This is a genomic window from Desulfosarcina sp., from assembly GCF_055467485.1.
This window is the reverse complement of record NZ_JBUOIV010000021.1, coordinates 54489-72028: the sequence shown is the minus strand read 5'-3', so window position 1 is coordinate 72028 and position 17540 is coordinate 54489. Positions and strand designations below refer to the sequence as shown.

Below are 17540 nucleotides of genomic sequence, written 5' to 3'. Positions count from 1 at the left end.
GCCGAATTAACCAATTGTGTAAAACAGCTGGGGGGTGACACCTCCCAGCTGTTCCATCAAGGCCGGGCGCTAATGAAACAACGGCAGGGAAAGCGTGAAAATCGCCAGGTTGCCCAGCACATGGATGACGATGGGCACCATCAGGCTTTTGCCCATATGGTAGGCCAAGGCAAAAACCAGCCCACCCACGACCTGGGTGATCGGTATCGCCGGCAGGTGAAGGGCGGCAAACAGGGCGGTGGAAAGCAGTACTGCCGCAGGCACACCCCAGCGGCGCAGGTAGCCGAAGACCAGGCCCCTGAAGACGATCTCCTCGGCCACCGGGGCAATGACCCCCCCCACGATAAAAAACAGAACCCGTTGATATGTTCCTGGCGGCAGCGGTGACCGGACCAGCGTGAACGGATCGTGACCGGTCATGAACAGGCCCGTAAACAACAGCCCGGCTGCAGCGGCAAAACCGGCGGACCAGACCAGCCCTTTCCTGAAGCCGTCCATCAGGGTGCGCCGGTCCAATCCGAGTGCCTGGAGGCCGCCACCGTCGACCACGGCCAGAGCCGTCACCACGATCGTCTGCAGCGTTCGGGTGCCGGCGATCAGACATAGTCGGGGCAGCTGAATACGGGTACCCAGATAGGCGGCTGCCGTTTCCAGCAGAACCACGGCCAACAGCGATGCTAGTAAGAAAGCTGTGGAGATCGGGGCTGGACCCATCCCAGTGTCCTCAAGGCACGGTAGCCATACATCTGCACGTACCAGTGGGAAGAGGCGTTGATCCGGTCGATGATCTCCGGCACCGCGGCCTGGTTTTTACGTTCTCCAAGGGCCCACAACGCCTGGCAGGCCACGATGGGCGCCGGGTCGTCGGCCAGGGTCAGCAGAATATCATGGGCCGCCGGATCCCGGGTGTAGGCCAGACAGCGCGCCAGCCAATAGCGTTCGGCGGTGTGAGGGCTATTTTCGATTCCCTTTTTTATCACCTCCACGGCGATGTCCCGCTGATTCTCGCAGGCGAGTCTGAGTGCGGCGATGCGGTTTGCCGGCGAAGGTGCCGAGAAGGCCATGGAGGAGGTGGCGGGTTCAGCGGTGGCGGTATGTCCCTGATAGACGGGTACCAGCAGGATACCCCCCACCACGATGCAACATGTGGCGGCGATCACATCCGAAACGGCCACGGTTAAAAAAAGATTGGGCAGGATGCCTATTATGCTGAACAGAAAACTGAATAGAACCAGCGGCAATCCCAACAGCAGGCAGGCCAGGGTCAGGGTCCTGAACATACGGTTGCGGTCAAGCCGGTTGGAATAGACGACCAGGGCTTTTTCGGGACTCGCCAGCAGGTCATCCGCGGGTACGTTCAGAACGGCATGCCGGTTGTTTTCCAGAGAAAACCGTTTCTTGTCCGTGTGCAGGCCGATGGTCAGGTCGGCCGGATTGCCGGCTGCGATGGGCAGGTAGTCGTGGGCACGGACGGTCCGTTCGAGGCGGGTCCAACTGGCCCGGTCCAAGCTGCTGCCGAGGACACAGGTGCGAAGTTGTTTCTGCTCCAGGGATTTAAACGCTTCGGCGGGGAACAGGGTGTAGGCATAATAGGCGTCGGTGATGGACTGGCCGGTACGGTTCCCCAGCAGCAGATGGTCGCGGATGTTGCTGAACATATGGCGGTCGAGCACCAGACTCCACAGCAGGGCCAGGATAATGGCGGCGGATACCGGCCAGAAGACACCGGCAGGCGAAACCAGTGTCGTGCGGGCCGGCAGCAGCTCAATGGCGGCGACACCCGTGATCAGGGGCACCACCACGAGATAGGCGGAGGCGACCAGGTTCCAGCCGTTGTCGTTGACCAGGACAATGCCGGCCGCCCATATCAGCAGGTAGAAGAAAAGTACCGTCCGCCGCCGCCGGAATACCCGGTCCCACAGCCAGGCACCGATCAGGGTGGCCAGAGAGAGACCGGCACCGATGCTCAGGGTGAAGAACAGGCCACCGGCCATGGCGGTTGCCAGAGAATCGAGCTGCTCAGCCACCCTGGCGTTGGGGACAGCCAGGTAGCCGCTGCGCATCACCGCCTCGGTGGCCTGCAACAGATCCAGATTGGACAGGTAGACGTGGGCGGTGGCGACGATCTGAGCGCTCAGCAGACCGACGACAAGCACGGCCGGGGCATACAGACGGCGTTTCATTTCGTGTTGGACACCCTCGCGGAGTTTGTGGTATTGACCAAAACCGTTTGGATCGGAGTCTTTCGCTTCATGATTGACAACCTGCAGTCCTGTTTGTTCATATCAGCTGAACTGCCAAGAATCAACAACAGGAGGAGATTGAAATGAGAGAAGTCGTCATTGTCAGTGGTGCCAGAACCGCAGTGGGGTCATTCGGCGGGTCGTTGAAGACCGTTCCGGTGGTGGACCTGGGCGCTACCGTCATTAAACAGACCCTTAAAAATATCGGTTTGCGGCCCCAGTCCAGCGACGCCTTAAAGGCGGCAGGACCTGATGCCTTGAACGACCAGGGGCTCATCGAGCTGGAGACGAGCGCCATGGACTGGACCGACGACATGCCGACCGTATCCATCGATGAAGTCATCATGGGAAACGTTCTTCAGGCCGCTCAAGGGCAGAACCCGGCCCGGCAGGCCATGATTCGTGCCGGCCTTCCCAAGGAGACCCCGGCTTTTTCGATCAACAAGGTCTGTGGCAGCGGCCTGAAAGCCATCGCCCTGGGGGCGTCGGCGATCATGACCGGCGAGTCCGACGTGGTGCTGGCCGGCGGCATGGAGAACATGAGCCTGGCGCCAATGGCCCTGCCCAAGGCCCGCTGGGGACACCGCATGGAACTGACCGGTATCGGTGACATCTACGACCTGATGGTGTTCGACGGCTTGTATGAGATTTTCTATGGCTACCACATGGGTGTGACTGCCGAGAATATTGCCAGCCTGTATGACATCAGCCGCCAGGAACAGGACGAATTGGGTGTGCTCAGCCACACCCGGGCCCGGGCCGCCATCACCGAGGGTCTCTTCGCCCAGGAAATCGTTCCGGTAACCATCAAATCCCGCAAAGGGGATACGATCGTGGACACCGACGAACGTCCCATGGACACCAGCCTGGAAAAAATGGCCAAGCTGCGCCCGGCATTCAAGAAAGACGGCACGGTCACGGCCGGCAATGCGTCAGGCATCAATGACGGCGCGGCGGCGGTGCTGATGATGAGTGCCGAAAACGCCAAGGAACTCGGCCTTGAACCCATCGTCAAGATCAAGGCCTTCCGCTCCGGTGGGCTGGATCCGGCTTACATGGGCCTGGGGCCGGTACCTGCGGTGAAAAAAGTGCTGGCCGCTACGGGCATGACCTTAGATGACATTGACCTGATCGAACTCAACGAGGCGTTTGCCGCCCAGGCTATCGGATGCATGCGCGAACTGGGAATCGAGGCCGACCGACCCAACGAACTGGGCAGCGGCATCTCCATTGGGCATCCCATCGGCTGCACCGGCGCCCGGCAGATGGTCAGCGGCATGAACCAGATGAAACGCAAAGGCTATTCCACCGGGTTGATCACGATGTGCATCGGTGGTGGCATGGGCATGGCGATGATCGTTGAAAGGTGATTTTTTTCTTTACTTTTTCGACTGTTATTGGTAAATATCGCTCGGTTTTGACGAAGGCGACAAGGCCCTTGCCAAAGGCGGCGACAGGAGATTGAAAAATATGGATATCAGCAGAAAATTGGGGATTCTCGTATTTTGTGGCGTTCCTGCAATTATCGGCGGCGGGATCGTCTATGGGGTGGCCGGCAGCTACATTCCGGTGGCTGTTTATGAGATACTGCTATACCTCGTCGTCGGTGCTATTGTCAGCAAGTGAGCCGCTTCGCCAATTCCCTGTCTGATTCCGGCTGATCATACACCACCCGAATCTGACGAATCCAACATCAAATTCTGCGCAAATGCCTCTTCCCGTTTTATCTAGGCGTTTGCGCAGATTGCGTTATGCCCTGCGGCATCGTGACAACACTGCCGAGTGATGGAGAAACCGATGGAGGATCGGACCTCCCAAAATATGATCTTGTGGTTTTTTCTGGCCTGCTTTCTCATTTCAATGTCGTTGATGGGATGGCTTCTGTCGCCGTTCATTTCAACCATCGTTCTGGGCGCGGTCGTCGCCGGCGCGTTTCATCCGGTATACCGGTTGCTGACCGCCAATGAAAAAATCCGTCCGGGGGTCGCCTCCCTGTTAACCTGCCTGCTGATTTTCTTCATCCTGTTTGTGCCCATCGTTTTTTTCGTGGGGGTCCTGGCCCAGGAGGCTTTCGAACTGATCCAGCTGGCCAAAAGCCCGGCCCTGTCCAGCTTCATCAATACCCATTTTACCAACATTGCCCTGCTGGACCGGATCAACCCGTTGCTGGACAGCTTTGACATCGCCATCACCGGGGAGGAACTGAACAAAACCATCTCTGACATCGGCCGTGCAGTCGGCCTGTTTCTTTACGACCAGGCCCGATCCATCGCCACTAACACCTTGTCCTTTCTGGCCAGCTTCTTCCTTATGCTGTTGGTTATTTTTTTCCTGCTCATCGATGGGCCGAAGCTGGTGCAGTTTCTCATCGACCTGTCGCCCCTGCCCGACGATCAGGACGCCCAGCTCATCGGAAAATTCAACGACATGGCCGGCGCCATTCTCGTGGGAAACGGGCTGTGCGGAGCCATTCAGGGCATCGCCGGAGGGGCCATCTTCTGGCTGTTCGGTCTTCAGTCCGCCTTCCTGTGGGGCGTGATCATGTCCCTGCTGGCGTTTCTGCCGATTATCGGCATTGGGGCGGTGTTTATTCCCACGGTTATATTTCTCTTTTTAAAGGGTCGCGTCGGTGCCAGCATTTTTTTCCTGGTCTTTTACCTGCTGCTGTCGGGCGGCGTCGAATATCTGTTAAAGCCCAGAGTGGTGGGAAAGCGGGTGCAGATGCACACCCTGGTGGTGTTCCTGTCCATTATCGGCGGCCTCAAGATCTTCGGCATCCTCGGGATCATCTATGGCCCGCTGATTGCCACCGCCTTTCTCACGTTGACCAATATTTACCACACCAGTTACCAGACATTTGTCGAACACTCCCAACCCAAACCGGACCGGCCGTGACGGTGAACCAACGGTTCGCCCGTCCCCGGGATGGCCAGCGCAAGGATAATTCACGAACATGAGCGAAAACACAACCGACGTTTTGCCAAGCCCCGAGATCAGCATTGAAGCGGAGATGAAGAAGTCCTACCTCGATTACGCCATGAGTGTAATCATCGGCCGGGCGCTTCCCGATGTGCGTGACGGGCTGAAACCTGTTCACCGGCGCGTGCTTTACGCCATGCGCGAATTGAAAAACGACTATAACAAACCCTACAAGAAGTCGGCGCGCATCGTGGGTGACGTGATCGGTAAGTATCACCCCCATGGCGATAGCGCCGTCTACGACACCATCGTACGATTGGCCCAGGATTTCTCCATGCGCTACCCGCTGGTGGACGGCCAGGGTAACTTCGGTTCCATCGACGGCGACCCGGCGGCAGCCATGCGATATACGGAAATCCGCATGACGCGGCTGGCCCAGGAGATGCTCGAGGACCTGGATAAAGAGACCGTCAACGTGGTCCCCAACTACGATGAGTCGCTCACCGAACCGTCCGTGCTGCCGGCCAAATTCCCGGCGCTCCTGGTCAACGGATCGTCCGGGATCGCCGTGGGCATGGCCACCAACATCCCCCCCCACAACTTTTCCGAGGTGATCGAAGGCATCAAGGCCTTGATTGACAATCCGGGGATTACCTGCGGGCAGCTCATGGCCCATATTCCCGGTCCGGATTTTCCTACCGCAGGCATCATTCACGGTATCGAGGGCATCCGGGACGCCTATGAGACGGGCCGGGGCATAGTGCGCACACGCGCCCGGGTGACGGTGGAAGAGGATAAGCAGACCGGGCAGGAAACCATCGCGGTCACCGAGATTCCCTACCAGGTGAACAAGGCGCGGCTGATCGAAAAGATCGCCGAGCTGATGAAACACAAGGTGATCGACGGGCTGCGCTATGTGCGCGACGAATCAGACCGACGCGGCATGCGCATTGCCATGGGGGTCAAAAAAGATCACATGGCCGGCATCATCATCAACCAGTTGTACAAGCACACCCAGATGGCGAGCAGCTTCGGGATTATCCTGCTGGCGGTGGTCAACAACCGGCCACAGGTCCTCAACCTGAAGCAGATCCTGGAGTATTTCGTGCTTCATCGCAAGGAGATCGTCATCCGGCGTACCCGCTTCGACCTGAACAAGGCCGAAGCCAGGGCCCATATTCTGGAGGGCTTGAAGATCGCCCTGGACAACCTGGATGCCGTGGTCAAGATGATCCGTGAATCCAAGACGCCTGTGGAAGCCAAGGACCGCCTGATGGCCGCTTTCAACCTTTCCGTGATCCAGGCCCAGGCCATTTTGGATATGCGCCTGCAGCGGCTCACCGGCCTGGAAAGGGACAAAATCGTTGAAGAGTACGCTGCCGTGCTCAAGGATATCGCGCGCTTCAAGGAAATTCTGGGCAGCGAACAACTGGTGCTGGGAATCATCAAGAACGAGTTGGACATCCTCAAGGGAGAATTCGGCGATGTTCGCCGGACCGAGATTCTCAAGTATTCCCGGGAGCTGACCATCGAGGACATGATTGCCGAAGAGGATATGGTCGTGACCATCACCAACACCGGCTACATCAAACGCAATCCCATCACCTTGTACCAGAGCCAGCGGCGCGGCGGCAAGGGCAAGACCGCCATGGGCACCAAGGAAGAGGATTTCGTTTCACACCTGTTCGTGGCCTCCACCCATCACTATTTCCTCTTTTTCACCAACCTGGGCAAGGTCTACTGGTGCAAGGTGTACGACATCCCTCAGGCCGGTCGCCAGAGCCGGGGCAAGGCTATCGTCAACCTGCTGGATTTCGCCGATGGCGAATGGATGACCGCCGTGCTGGCCGTTCCCGGGTTCGAGCCGGGCCTGCATGTGCTCATGGCCACCCGCAACGGAACGGTGAAAAAGACGGATCTGATGGCCTTCAGCCGTCCACGGATGGGCGGAATCATCGCCCTGGGGTTGGCAGAGGGCGATGAACTGATTGCAGTGAAGCTTTCCGACGGAACCCAGAATGTATTTCTGGGGTCCGCCATGGGCAAATCCATCCGCTTCCATGAATCGGATGTCCGCCCGACCGGCCGGACCGCCCGTGGGGTGCGGGGGATGCGGCTCGAGAAGGACGATCGCGTGGTGGGCATGGAAGTGCTTCAACACGGCCAGACCCTGTTCAGTGTGACCGAAAACGGTTACGGTAAACGGACTTCCATCGACGAGTACCCGATCCACCGGCGCGGTGGCAAAGGCGTCATCTCCATCAAGACCAGCGAGCGCAACGGCCAGGTGGTGAACATCATCCTGGTCAAGGACGAAGACGACCTGATGCTGGTGACCGATACGGGCAAGCTGATCCGTAGCCCCGTTTCCGGCACCTCGGTAATCAGCCGCAACACCCAGGGCGTGAGGCTGATGGACATGGAACCCGGGGAGCGGGTGGTCAGTGCTGCCGGGCTGGCTGAAGCAGAAGAGGAAAACGGCGAAACGGCGGATGGCGAAGCGGCGTCAAGCGAACCGTCTGAGGAATAGATCCCATGAAGACCACAGTAGATGTCAGGACCACGACAATTGGCGTTGTCGGCGCCGGCAGTTGGGGGACCGCGTTGGCCAACCTGCTGGCCGTCAAGGGCTTTGCCGTTGACCATTGGGTCTATGAGGCCGAGGTGAAGGCGCAGATGCTGGAGAAGCGGGAAAACCGGCGATTCCTGCCCGGCGTTACCTTGTCCGACAATCTTCATCCCTCCGGGGATCTGGAATCGGTGGTTGCCGGAAAGGACCTGGTGCTGGTGGTGACCCCCTCGCACGTCACCCGCCGCACGATCGAGCGCTGCGGCCATGCCATCGGGCCGGACAGCATTGTGGTCAGCGCGTCCAAGGGGATCGAAAACCAGACGCACCTGACCATGTCCGGCGTTCTGGCCGAAGTCATTCCGGGTTTGTCGGCGGACCGCCTGGCCGTGCTCACGGGTCCCAGCTTTGCCAAGGAGGTGGCCCGCCAAATGGCTACGGTGGTTACCGTGGCCTCCAGCGACACGAATTCGGCGGAATTTGTCCAGCAGGTGTTCGTCACACCCTATTTCAGGGTGTACACCATCGATGACATGATCGGCGCCGAACTGGGGGCTGCCGTGAAAAATGTCATCGCCATCGCTGCCGGTGTGATCGACGGGCTGGGGTTGGGGCTCAATACCCGTGCCGCCCTGATCACGCGCGGGCTGGTTGAAATCCGCCGGCTGGGTCTGGCCATGGGGGCTCAACCGAGGACCTTCACCGGTCTGGCCGGCGTCGGGGATCTGATCCTGACCTGCACCGGCGACCTGAGCCGCAACCACACCATCGGCAAACAGATCGGCGAGGGAAAAAAACTCAAGGACCTGCTGGCCGAGATGCACATGGTGGCCGAAGGGGTGAAAACGGCCCGTTCGGTATACAACCTGTCCCGCGAGCGGGGCGTCGACATGCCCATTTCTCACGCTGTGTATCATGTGCTTTACCATGATATGGATCCGAAGGACGCCCTTTATCAACTGATGACCCGGGATTTGAAGCAAGAACTTGACGACATCTGACGGGTCCGTAAAAAGCCTGAAGTCTGCGTTACGCTTCATCCCTGGTCACTGCGGCGTACTTAAAGTAGGCCGCAGTGACCAGGGATGAAACATGAATGGTCGCCGAAAGGACCTTGATCGATTTGCCATTCGCTTGCAAAAGATCGCTTTCGCGGCCCGCAGGCCTTGATCCCGAACTTTTTACGAAACCGTCGAATTTAGCGCCAAAGGGAGCAATCCGGTGACGGAAGACCGCAAAAAGACGCCGCACAAGGGAGAGGGACACCGGAAGCGGCTGCGTGACCGGTTTCTCAAATCCGGGCTCGACGGCTTTGCCGACTACGAGGTTATCGAACTGCTGCTCACACTGGGCATGCCCCGAAAGGACTGCAAGGATGCAGCCAAAGCGGCCTTAAGGCGATTCAAATCCCTTCAGGGGGTGCTCGGTGCGGCACCGGCGGACCTCTGCCAGGTCCCCGGCATCGGACCGAACAACCTGCTGGGGCTGACGCTGATTCCGGCTGTTTGCAGACGATACCTCCGGCAGCGGATCGATGGAAAAGAAGTCCTGACCCACTCGCGGCAACTTTTCGACTATCTCAATCACACCATCCGTGATAAAAAAAGAGAGTGTTTCATGGCCATCTACCTGGATGCAAAAAACCGGGTGATCGCCTCCGAAACCCTTTTCACCGGGACAATTACCGCCAGCGCCGTTTACCCCCGTGAGGTGGTGGCTTCCGCGCTGGCCCACACGGCAGCCGCCGTGATTTTTGCCCACAACCATCCATCCGGTGACCCGACACCGTCGCCCGATGATATGGCCATCACCCGGCGGCTGGCCCAAGCCTGCGGCGTCATGGGCATCACCGTTCATGAACACCTGATCATCGGCACGGAAGGTTACTTCAGCTTTGCCGATCATGGCCACATGGCCAGAATCAACGCTGCCGTCGATTCCCGCTAGCGCATGTGTCGAGTCGTGCATCGGAGTGATGAGACAATCAAGTGAGAAGCAGACGATGACCGTGAATCAGAAAAAATTTCCCCCTTGTTTCGCAGACCTCGAAAGCGTTTTCCCCATGGGTGACGAAGGCTTGAGGCAGACGCCGGAATCCTGCATGCCTTGTTGCTACAAAACCGATTGCCTGAGAAAGGCCATGGCGGACAGGGGCGGCATCGCCGTCCGCCAGGAGATGGTGGACCGGGCTTACGAATCCGGCAGGGTGGGGTTTTTCGAGCGCTGGTCCCGCAAAAAAGCCTTGAGCGCGCAAAAACAGAAGAAAGATAAATCACTATAGTCAAAAACCGAATCCATGGATCGCCATAAAAGGAGAAAATCATGGCCAAGCTTACCGTTTCCGATCTTGACGTCGACGGTCGCCGCGTGCTCATGCGGGTGGATTTTAACGTTCCGCTGGAAAAGGGGCGGGTTGCCAACGACAAGCGATTGCGGGCGGCCCTGCCCACCATCCGGGATATTCTTCAGCGAGGCGGCCGTCTGGTTCTCATGTCCCATCTGGGGCGACCCAAGGGAAAGCGGCTGCCTGAGCTTTCCTTAAAACCCTGCGCCGATTCACTGGGAGAACTGCTGGGGCAACCGGTGGCATTTGCCGACGACTGCATCGGCCCTTCTGCCGAGGCCGCCGTTCAGGCGCTTTCGGATGGTGAGGTGCTGCTGCTCGAAAATTTGCGCTTTCACAAGGCCGAGACGGACAACGATGAGACATTCGCCCGGAGCCTGGCCAAGTTGGCAGACGTGTATGTCAACGATGCCTTCGGTACAGCCCATCGGGCTCACGCCTCGACCGAAGGCGTGACCCGCTTTATAGACCGTTGCGCCATGGGTTTTCTCATCGAAAAGGAGATCGCCTATCTGGGTGAGGCCCTGAATACGCCCAAGAGACCCTTCGTGGCCATTCTCGGTGGTGCGAAGATTTCGGGAAAGATCGAGGTCATCGACAGCCTGCTGCCCAAGGTGGACCGGCTAATCGTCGGCGGCGGCATGGCCTATACCTTTTTCAAAGCCAACGGGTTGGAGATCGGCCGCTCACTGGTGGAGCCGGACAGCGTCGATCTTGCCCGCCGCTTGCTGGACAAAGGCGGGGAAAAACTGGTCCTGCCGGTGGACTGCATGTGCGCCGACCGTTTCGACTTCGACAGCAGAACCGTCGGCGAACTGTCTCCCGTAGCCGTTGACGCTATCCCCGCAGACGGATTCGGCCTCGATATCGGCCCGGCTTCCGTGTCGCTGCTTACCGGCATACTGGAGAATGCCCGGACCATCGTGTGGAACGGACCCATGGGTGTGTTTGAAATCGATACCACCGCCGTGGGCACCTATGCCGTGGCCCGGGCCATGGCCTCGGCTACGGACAAGGGCGCTATTACCGTGATCGGCGGTGGTGATTCGGCAGCGGCCGTTGAAAAGGCGGGACTGGCCGACCGGATGACCCACATCTCAACCGGCGGCGGTGCGTCATTAGAGTTTCTGGAGGGCAAAATCCTTCCCGGCGTGGCCGCATTGACGGATCGCTGACACCCGCCGTATTCCTGTTCATATTGATTCTTCGGGTGAGCCATTGAAAACAGGTAAAGCAAAAAGATGGTTGTGGGTTGCCTGTTTTCTGATGGGTCTTCTGCTGCCGGTGCTGGTGTTTCGCCATGAGATCGCCGCCGGCCTGATGACTGCCTACCGGTGGGTCTCGGACCGTGACCAGGTTGAGCAGTTTGTCGCCGCTTTTGGCCGCGGGGCACCGCTGGCATTCATGTCGCTTCAGGTCCTTCAGGTGGTTCTGGCGCCGGTCCCGGGTGAAGCCACCGGGTTTATCGGCGGTTATATCTTCGGCGCCGCCAGGGGCTTCCTGTACTCGAGCCTGGCGCTGGCTGCCGGCTCGTGGATAAACTTTGCCATTGGCCGATTCCTCGGCCGCCGCTATGTCCGGCGCTGGATCCCAACCGACAAACTGGCGCGTTTCGATCGTTTGTTGAAGCGCCAGGGCATCATCGTTTTGCTGATTCTTTTTATCTTCCCCGGTTTCCCCAAAGATTACCTGTGCCTGTTTCTGGGCATCACCGCCCTTCCCCTCAAAGCGTTCTTGCTGATCGCCTCGATTGGCAGAATGCCCGGCACCTTGATGCTGAGCCTCCAGGGAGAATTCCTCTTCCAAAAAAACTACGCGGTCTTTGCTGTCGTTTTTGGGGTGACACTGCTGGCGGCTGCGCTTAGCATCAGGTATCGGGAAACGATCTATCGGTGGATGGAAAAACTGAATAGAAAAACGCCTGGTAGCCGTTGACCCCTGCAAACAATCGTGTTATTTAAGAATATCAATAGTATCCGTGGTATTATCGCCCGCGACACCCAAACCACCATCCGCCCGAGCCTGAGAGGAATCGCAGTGGCTTTCTGGAGCGTCCGAGAAGAACTCAGTCAGTTCAACCGCCTGCGCCGTTCCTATTACGAGCTGTACCGGGACGAACTGGATCAGTTTATGGTCGACTATGCGCTGATCCAGTCGTACCAACAGTTCGAAGAGCGAAAACTGCCCTATCCGTTCATCGAAAAAAGGGAGCTCAAGCCTCGTGCGCGGATTCCCGGCATCGAGTACGAGAGCCAGAAGACATTCCTTGTACTATTCGTGGAAGACGTCATTCCGGCGGTCCACAAGAAGTACATTCGATTTTTCGATGTGAACAAACCCACCAAGACCAACCTGCTGGAATCCAAGGCGCTTCCTTTGCCCGACAAGTTCGACCGGACCCATAAATACCTGGACTCCGTTCAGTTCTATGATTTCATCAACTTGCTGTTGCCGGTGGATTATGCGCTGTTGATCCAGCGCGATCCCACAACCCGATCGGCCAATCGCTATGGCCTGACCCACTACCATGTGAGGATCGACTGGCCGATTGCCGATGCGGCCGAAGATCTGGCCCAGAGCCTGCGATATATCTCCAAAGACCTCTATGAGAAGGGCGATAAATACGCCGAACTGGCCCAGCGCAAACTCTTCGAGTATTATGGCATGCCGGTCATGGTGGGCGGCCGGCGAACGGCGGCGTTGGTGGCGGCCCAGTATCTTAAACGGATACCATGCATTTCCACCGTTTACGCCGGCAGCAGCGAATCACGGGCCTTGTACCGCATTTCCGAGCGCGGCGTCTCCAAATCGGCGTTGGTCCGTCTCTCCAACGACGAGGTCCGGCAGATCGCCGAGTCCCAGAAGATGCCTCCCTCCACCTTCAAGAAGAACTATGTCATTGCGAAAAAGGGCAAGTACAATGTATGCATTTTCCAGGCGACTTATGCCTATACCGACCACTCCCGCCCGCCGGACGACGGCAAGCTCCGGGAAATCAACCCGGACGTGAACTGGCTTACCGTAGGGGCTGAGCATGTGATTCCCAAGCCCGGCGTCAGCAAATACCCGCCGATAAACCTCACTCTGATCTATACCTGAATGGTGCTTACGCCTATGGCTTCCATCTGCTTCGTTGCCAGGGGATCGCGGTAAAGCGCAATCGCAGTCCGGGCTATAAAAGCGGTGGGTCGTCTGAAGGTGGTCAACCGTCTGATCCCACCATCAGGTTTGCAGGTAGTGGGCCGCCACCCACCGCTTCAGATCCGTCAGCACCTTATCCCGTTCGGGCGGGACTTCGTTATAGATCTCGTGATACAGTTTTTCATAGAGGAAGAGGGTTTTGTCGGCCACGGCCAATGTGTCGAAGTAAGCCAGGGCAGCGGGAGCGCTGACCAGTCGGTCGTCTCCGGCGACCTGCATGAGGATGGGGGTGTCGATCGCCTCCGGTGAGTTGCATGTGGCCTTTATTTCAGCCATGCACCGGACAAACCACCGCGCACTGATTTTTCCGTGAACCCATTTGCTTTGCATATATGCCCCGACTTCGGCACTGTCGTGGCTGATGAAGGTCGGATCCAGCCGGTTGTCAAAAGACAAGGTCGGCCAGACCATGGACAGGATGCGGGTGAGGACCTTCAACACCGGGGGCGCCGGTTTGGGGACGCCAAGCAGGGGAGAAGAGACGATCAGGCCATCGATACATCCGGGATGCTTTCTGACAAAGGACAACGCGATCAGGCCGCCCATGCTGTGTCCCAGTAAAAGGAGCGGCAACCCTTCGGTTCGATCCGTTCCCGCCATGTCGACCAGTATTTTGAGATCCTGGATGTAGACGTCGAAGTCGTCGATATGCCCGCGCTTACCCTGGCTGCGACCGTGGCCCCGATGATCATGAATCCACAACGATGCACCCATCGGACAAAGGGTCTCGACGACATGCCCGTACCGACCTGAATGCTCACCCAGGCCATGGGATACGACGACCCGGAACCGCTCGGTTCCCGGCACATATTTACGGTAGAAAAGGGGGGTCCCGTCGCTGCCTTCGAACTGGTCGGTTTCTTCCCGGATGTCTGCCATCGGCGGCCTCTATTTTCAGGTGAATATATCATGGCATCGGCAAACTGGCCGATCGGACCGATGCCTGCTCATTGTCGGTCGACATCGCTTTTAGCACAGACACCGGCTAAAAACAATTTGCTTACAAATCGCTTGAAATCGCGCGACATAACCGATACCGTGGATACCGTCGCCGTGTTTTGGAAAAGCGCTTCAGGTGGCTACTCAACCGCTTATGGAAAAGGAAAAACGATGCAGAAATTTGTCGCCCACATTAAAACAGAGTGGAAGGTATACGTCATGGCCATCTGGATGATCGGGGTGACGGGTTTCCTGTATCATCTGAACGGAGAGGTTCGGGAGATCAAGCAGACGAGCATCAAACTGAGTTCCGACGTGGATTCCATCGAGAGCATTTTCATCAGCACGGACAACAATGTGGCCGAGGTAAAAAAGCAGGTCGAAGGAATGTCCGCCAAAGTGGCCATTATTCATAAACGCGTCATGCGACGATAAGGAAGGCGCCCTATGGACAGGTTGAAAGGATTCCAGAAGCGATTTCTCCGGGGGGTGGCCCACGCTCTCAAACCGGTGGTGTTCGTTGGGCAGAAAGGGTTTACCCAGTCGCTGGTCGATGCCATGGACGACGCCTTGGATCACCATGAACTGGTGAAGGTCAAATTCGTCGATTTCAAGGAGAAGGAGAAGAAGCTGGTCCTGGTCGAGCAGATAGAGAAAACGGTTCCCTGCGAGATGGTGGGATTGGTGGGCCATATCGCCACCTTTTTCCGCCAGCAGGCCGATCCGGAAAAAAGAAGGATCAACCTCCCCAAACAAGCTGACGGCTGATTGCCGGCTGTCGGGGTACTACCTTCGTTTGGGTTCCGTCCCGCTGACAAACAGCGCGTTCACCGCACCATCGCCACCCTCCACGGCCGCTCGGCCGGTCACCGGGTCCATCCACACCTTTTTCATGTTGTCCGGGATGTCGAAATAGAGCGCCGTCGACTCGGGGCGGGTGGCCTCCATGAAATCGATCCAGACGGGAAGGGCCGCCCGTGCGCCGGTTTCCTTGTCGCCCAACGGTGACGAATCATCCATACCCACCCACACCCCGGCGGCCACCGCTGGTGAGAATCCCACGAAAAGGGCATCTTTGAAGTCATTGGTCGTGCCGGTTTTGCCGGCGACGGGCAGGCTGAGTCGCTGGGCCTGCTTTGCCGTTCCCTCTTCGACCACGCCCCGGAGCATGTCCACCATGACGGCGGCCTCGGTTTCAGTCATCACGGGCCGAATGGCCGGTCTGGCGCGCCATAGTGTCTCATGGTCCCTGTCGAGGATCTCGATGATTCCGTGGGGTGAGATGTGGTTGCCGCCGTTGGGAAAGACGGCATAGGCGGCGGTGATTTCGAGCAGGGTGCTATTGGTGGCCCCCAGGGCGATGGACAGGTTGGGTGATAGCGGCGAGTCGATGCCCAGCTTGTGGGCGAACTGCACCACCGCCGATGGTCCCAGGCTTTCCACCAGTCTGACGGCCGGTATGTTTTTCGAGTGGGTCAGCGCTTGACGCAGGGTCATTTCTCCCCGGTAGCGGTTGGAGAAATTTTCCGGCTGCCAGTCTTGGCCATTTTTCCCGCCCTTGAAGACGACCGGTGCATCCAGCACCAGGCTGGCCTGGGTGAATCCGCGGGAGATAGCCAATGCGTAAACGATGGGCTTGAATGCCGACCCCGGTTGGCGCCGGGCATCGGCGGCCCGGTTGAAGGCACTTTCGGAAAAATGCCTGCCGCCAACCATGGCCAGAATGCCGCCGGTCCTGATGTCGATGGCCACCAGCGCTCCCTGGGGGCTGGCTTCTGCTTTCATTTTCGAATGCATTCTTTGCTGCAGGCGGGTCAGCCCGCTTTCCACCGCCGCTTCGGCAGTCTGCTGAAGGCGGAGGGACAATGTGGTGTGCACCGTCAGGCCGCCTTTGTATAGCAGGCTGGGGCCGACGGCCGCCTCCAGTGCCGGCTTGATAAACTGAACAAAATAGGGGGCGGATCCGGGGGGCGTTGCGCGTGAGGCGTTCAACACCGGTTGACGGGCTGCCAGCTGGTGCTGACGATCGGTAATGAGGCCCTGGTTCAGCATGAGGCGCAAAATCAGGTTCCGCCGCTTTTCCGCCAGATCCGGATTGACCAGGGGCGAGTATCTGGACGGCGCCTTGGGCAGGCCGGCGATCAGGGCACACTGGGCAAGGTCCATCTGTGATGCGGGTTTGCCGAAAAACAGCTGGGCCGCCGATTCCACGCCGTAAGCCCCGCTGCCGAAATAGATCTGGTTCAGATAAAGGGCCAGCAATTCATCCTTGGTGTAGCGCCGTTCCAGCTGAACGGCCAGGATGGCCTCTTTGATTTTGCGAATGATCGTTTTCTCCTGGGACAGGAACAGCGTTTTCGCCAGCTGCTGGGTGATGGTACTGGCGCCCTCCACGAATTGGCCGGCCATGATATCCTTGATCACGGCCCTGAGGATACCTTTCAGATCGATGCCGCTGTGGGTATAGAATTGTCGGTCTTCCGTGACGATCAGGGCCGATATCAGGTCTGGGGGAATCTGGTCGATGCCGACCGGCGTCCGTTTTTCGAGGAACAGCTCGGCCAAGAGCGCCTGGTCTGCCGAGTAGATGCGGGTGGCGGCAGACGGTTCGAAATTCTCCAGTTCCCGGATCTGGGGCAGGTCCCGGGTAAAAGCGAAAAAAAAACCTGCCGTGGCGCCCGAAAGCAGCCCGATTAAACCGGTAATCAAAATGACGGAGCGGATTCCCCAAAAACGGTGCTTGCCCATTGTTCCATTCATCCGTGGGTCTCAATCGGAGCGTCGTTTGCCTGGATGGTTTTAACGACCCTTAACGGTATAGGCAAGTGCTGATTGGAAAAAGGTCCGGTTTCAGGTGGTTGACTTCATTCCGGAGGGGGCGTAGATTGTTCAGGCGCGAACGGTTGACAAGGATCCGCCACTCACTCACCTGCAGGAGAACGCATATGTCTCATCACCATGACCACGACCATGATCATGACCACGACCACCCGCACGGGCACGGTCATCACCACGGCCATGCCCATCCGCACACGCAGATGACCTTCTCAGAAAAACTTGCCAAGTTACTGGACCACTGGGTCCAGCACAATGACCAACACGCCGAGGACTACCGGAAATGGGCCCGGGATGCAAGGCAGAACGGACAGGTCGAGGTGGCTGACCTGCTGGTTTCAGCGGCCGAACTGACCGGCTCCATCAGCGACCGGCTGCGTGAGGCCGGTGGTAAGGTGCATTCGGACTAGTTCGTCTGAAGACCGGCTGGCAGCAATCAGCGGCGGCTTGATTGCGGAGCGGTCCGCTATACCGTCAGACAATGCGGATG

At 58.2% G+C, this 17540-nt stretch carries 17 protein-coding genes; 13 read left to right on the top strand and 4 right to left on the bottom strand.

The window, feature by feature from the left end:
- Positions 1-69: 69 nt before the first annotated feature.
- Complete coding sequence (locus ACZCED_RS12125; RefSeq protein WP_464860880.1) at positions 70-714, bottom strand: lysostaphin resistance A-like protein; 645 nt, start codon at positions 712-714, stop codon at positions 70-72.
- On the bottom strand, positions 678-2183 hold the full coding sequence (locus ACZCED_RS12120) for a HEAT repeat domain-containing protein (protein ID WP_464860879.1): 1506 nt from the start codon (positions 2181-2183) through the stop codon (positions 678-680). Before ACZCED_RS12120 ends, ACZCED_RS12125 begins: the two co-directional genes overlap by 37 nt.
- Positions 2184-2326: 143 nt before the next feature.
- On the opposite strand from ACZCED_RS12120, the gene ACZCED_RS12115 reads away from it, so the two are divergent.
- The 10 genes from ACZCED_RS12115 (at position 2327) to ACZCED_RS12070 (ending at position 13174) form a co-directional block, all read left to right on the top strand.
- Positions 2327-3613 carry a thiolase family protein gene (locus ACZCED_RS12115; RefSeq protein ID WP_464860878.1) on the top strand — a complete coding sequence of 429 codons (1287 nt, stop codon included), beginning with the start codon at positions 2327-2329 and terminating at the stop codon, positions 3611-3613.
- A 100-nt stretch (positions 3614-3713) separates the two neighbouring features.
- Positions 3714-3869 carry a hypothetical protein gene (locus ACZCED_RS12110; protein ID WP_462971492.1) on the top strand — a complete coding sequence of 52 codons (156 nt, stop codon included), beginning with the start codon at positions 3714-3716 and terminating at the stop codon, positions 3867-3869.
- A gap of 171 nt (positions 3870-4040) precedes the next feature.
- A complete protein-coding gene (locus ACZCED_RS12105; protein ID WP_464860877.1) occupies positions 4041-5138 on the top strand; it encodes an AI-2E family transporter in 1098 nt (365 codons plus the stop codon).
- 58 nt (positions 5139-5196) lie between these two features.
- A complete protein-coding gene (gene gyrA / locus ACZCED_RS12100) occupies positions 5197-7692 on the top strand; it encodes a DNA gyrase subunit A (RefSeq protein ID WP_462971490.1) in 2496 nt (831 codons plus the stop codon).
- A gap of 5 nt (positions 7693-7697) precedes the next feature.
- Entirely contained in the window at positions 7698-8732 is a 1035-nt protein-coding gene (locus ACZCED_RS12095; protein WP_462971489.1) for an NAD(P)H-dependent glycerol-3-phosphate dehydrogenase, read from the top strand.
- A gap of 220 nt (positions 8733-8952) precedes the next feature.
- Positions 8953-9678, top strand: coding sequence for a RadC family protein (gene radC, locus ACZCED_RS12090; protein ID WP_462971488.1), 726 nt, complete (start codon positions 8953-8955; stop codon positions 9676-9678).
- Positions 9679-9733: 55 nt separating this feature from the next.
- Positions 9734-10012 (top strand): hypothetical protein, encoded by a 279-nt coding sequence (locus tag ACZCED_RS12085; RefSeq protein WP_462971487.1) that lies wholly within the window; start codon positions 9734-9736, stop codon positions 10010-10012.
- A 41-nt stretch (positions 10013-10053) separates the two neighbouring features.
- Positions 10054-11250, top strand: a complete 1197-nt coding sequence (locus ACZCED_RS12080) for a phosphoglycerate kinase (RefSeq protein ID WP_462971486.1) — start codon at positions 10054-10056, stop codon at positions 11248-11250.
- A 91-nt stretch (positions 11251-11341) separates the two neighbouring features.
- On the top strand, positions 11342-12010 hold the full coding sequence (locus tag ACZCED_RS12075) for a TVP38/TMEM64 family protein (RefSeq protein WP_464860876.1): 669 nt from the start codon (positions 11342-11344) through the stop codon (positions 12008-12010).
- Between the two features lie 15 nt (positions 12011-12025).
- Positions 12026-13174 (top strand): hypothetical protein, encoded by a 1149-nt coding sequence (locus ACZCED_RS12070; RefSeq protein WP_464860875.1) that lies wholly within the window; start codon positions 12026-12028, stop codon positions 13172-13174.
- A gap of 123 nt (positions 13175-13297) precedes the next feature.
- Here ACZCED_RS12070 and ACZCED_RS12065 read toward each other — a convergent pair whose 3' ends face one another.
- Positions 13298-14155, bottom strand: a complete 858-nt coding sequence (locus ACZCED_RS12065) for an alpha/beta hydrolase (RefSeq protein WP_462971483.1) — start codon at positions 14153-14155, stop codon at positions 13298-13300.
- 231 nt (positions 14156-14386) lie between these two features.
- Here ACZCED_RS12065 and ACZCED_RS12060 point away from each other — a divergent pair, with 231 nt between their 5' ends.
- Both ACZCED_RS12060 and ACZCED_RS12055 read left to right on the top strand, forming a co-directional pair.
- On the top strand, positions 14387-14650 hold the full coding sequence (locus ACZCED_RS12060; RefSeq protein ID WP_462971482.1) for a hypothetical protein: 264 nt from the start codon (positions 14387-14389) through the stop codon (positions 14648-14650).
- A gap of 12 nt (positions 14651-14662) precedes the next feature.
- Positions 14663-14983 (top strand): YhbY family RNA-binding protein, encoded by a 321-nt coding sequence (locus ACZCED_RS12055; protein ID WP_462971481.1) that lies wholly within the window; start codon positions 14663-14665, stop codon positions 14981-14983.
- Between the two features lie 18 nt (positions 14984-15001).
- Here the strand turns inward: ACZCED_RS12055 and ACZCED_RS12050 are convergent, their stop codons facing one another.
- Positions 15002-16975, bottom strand: coding sequence for a penicillin-binding protein 1A (locus tag ACZCED_RS12050; RefSeq protein WP_464860874.1), 1974 nt, complete (start codon positions 16973-16975; stop codon positions 15002-15004).
- Between the two features lie 185 nt (positions 16976-17160).
- On the opposite strand from ACZCED_RS12050, the gene ACZCED_RS12045 reads away from it, so the two are divergent.
- Complete coding sequence (locus ACZCED_RS12045; RefSeq protein ID WP_462971479.1) at positions 17161-17460, top strand: DUF8180 domain-containing protein; 300 nt, start codon at positions 17161-17163, stop codon at positions 17458-17460.
- The last annotated feature ends 80 nt before the right edge of the window (positions 17461-17540 follow it).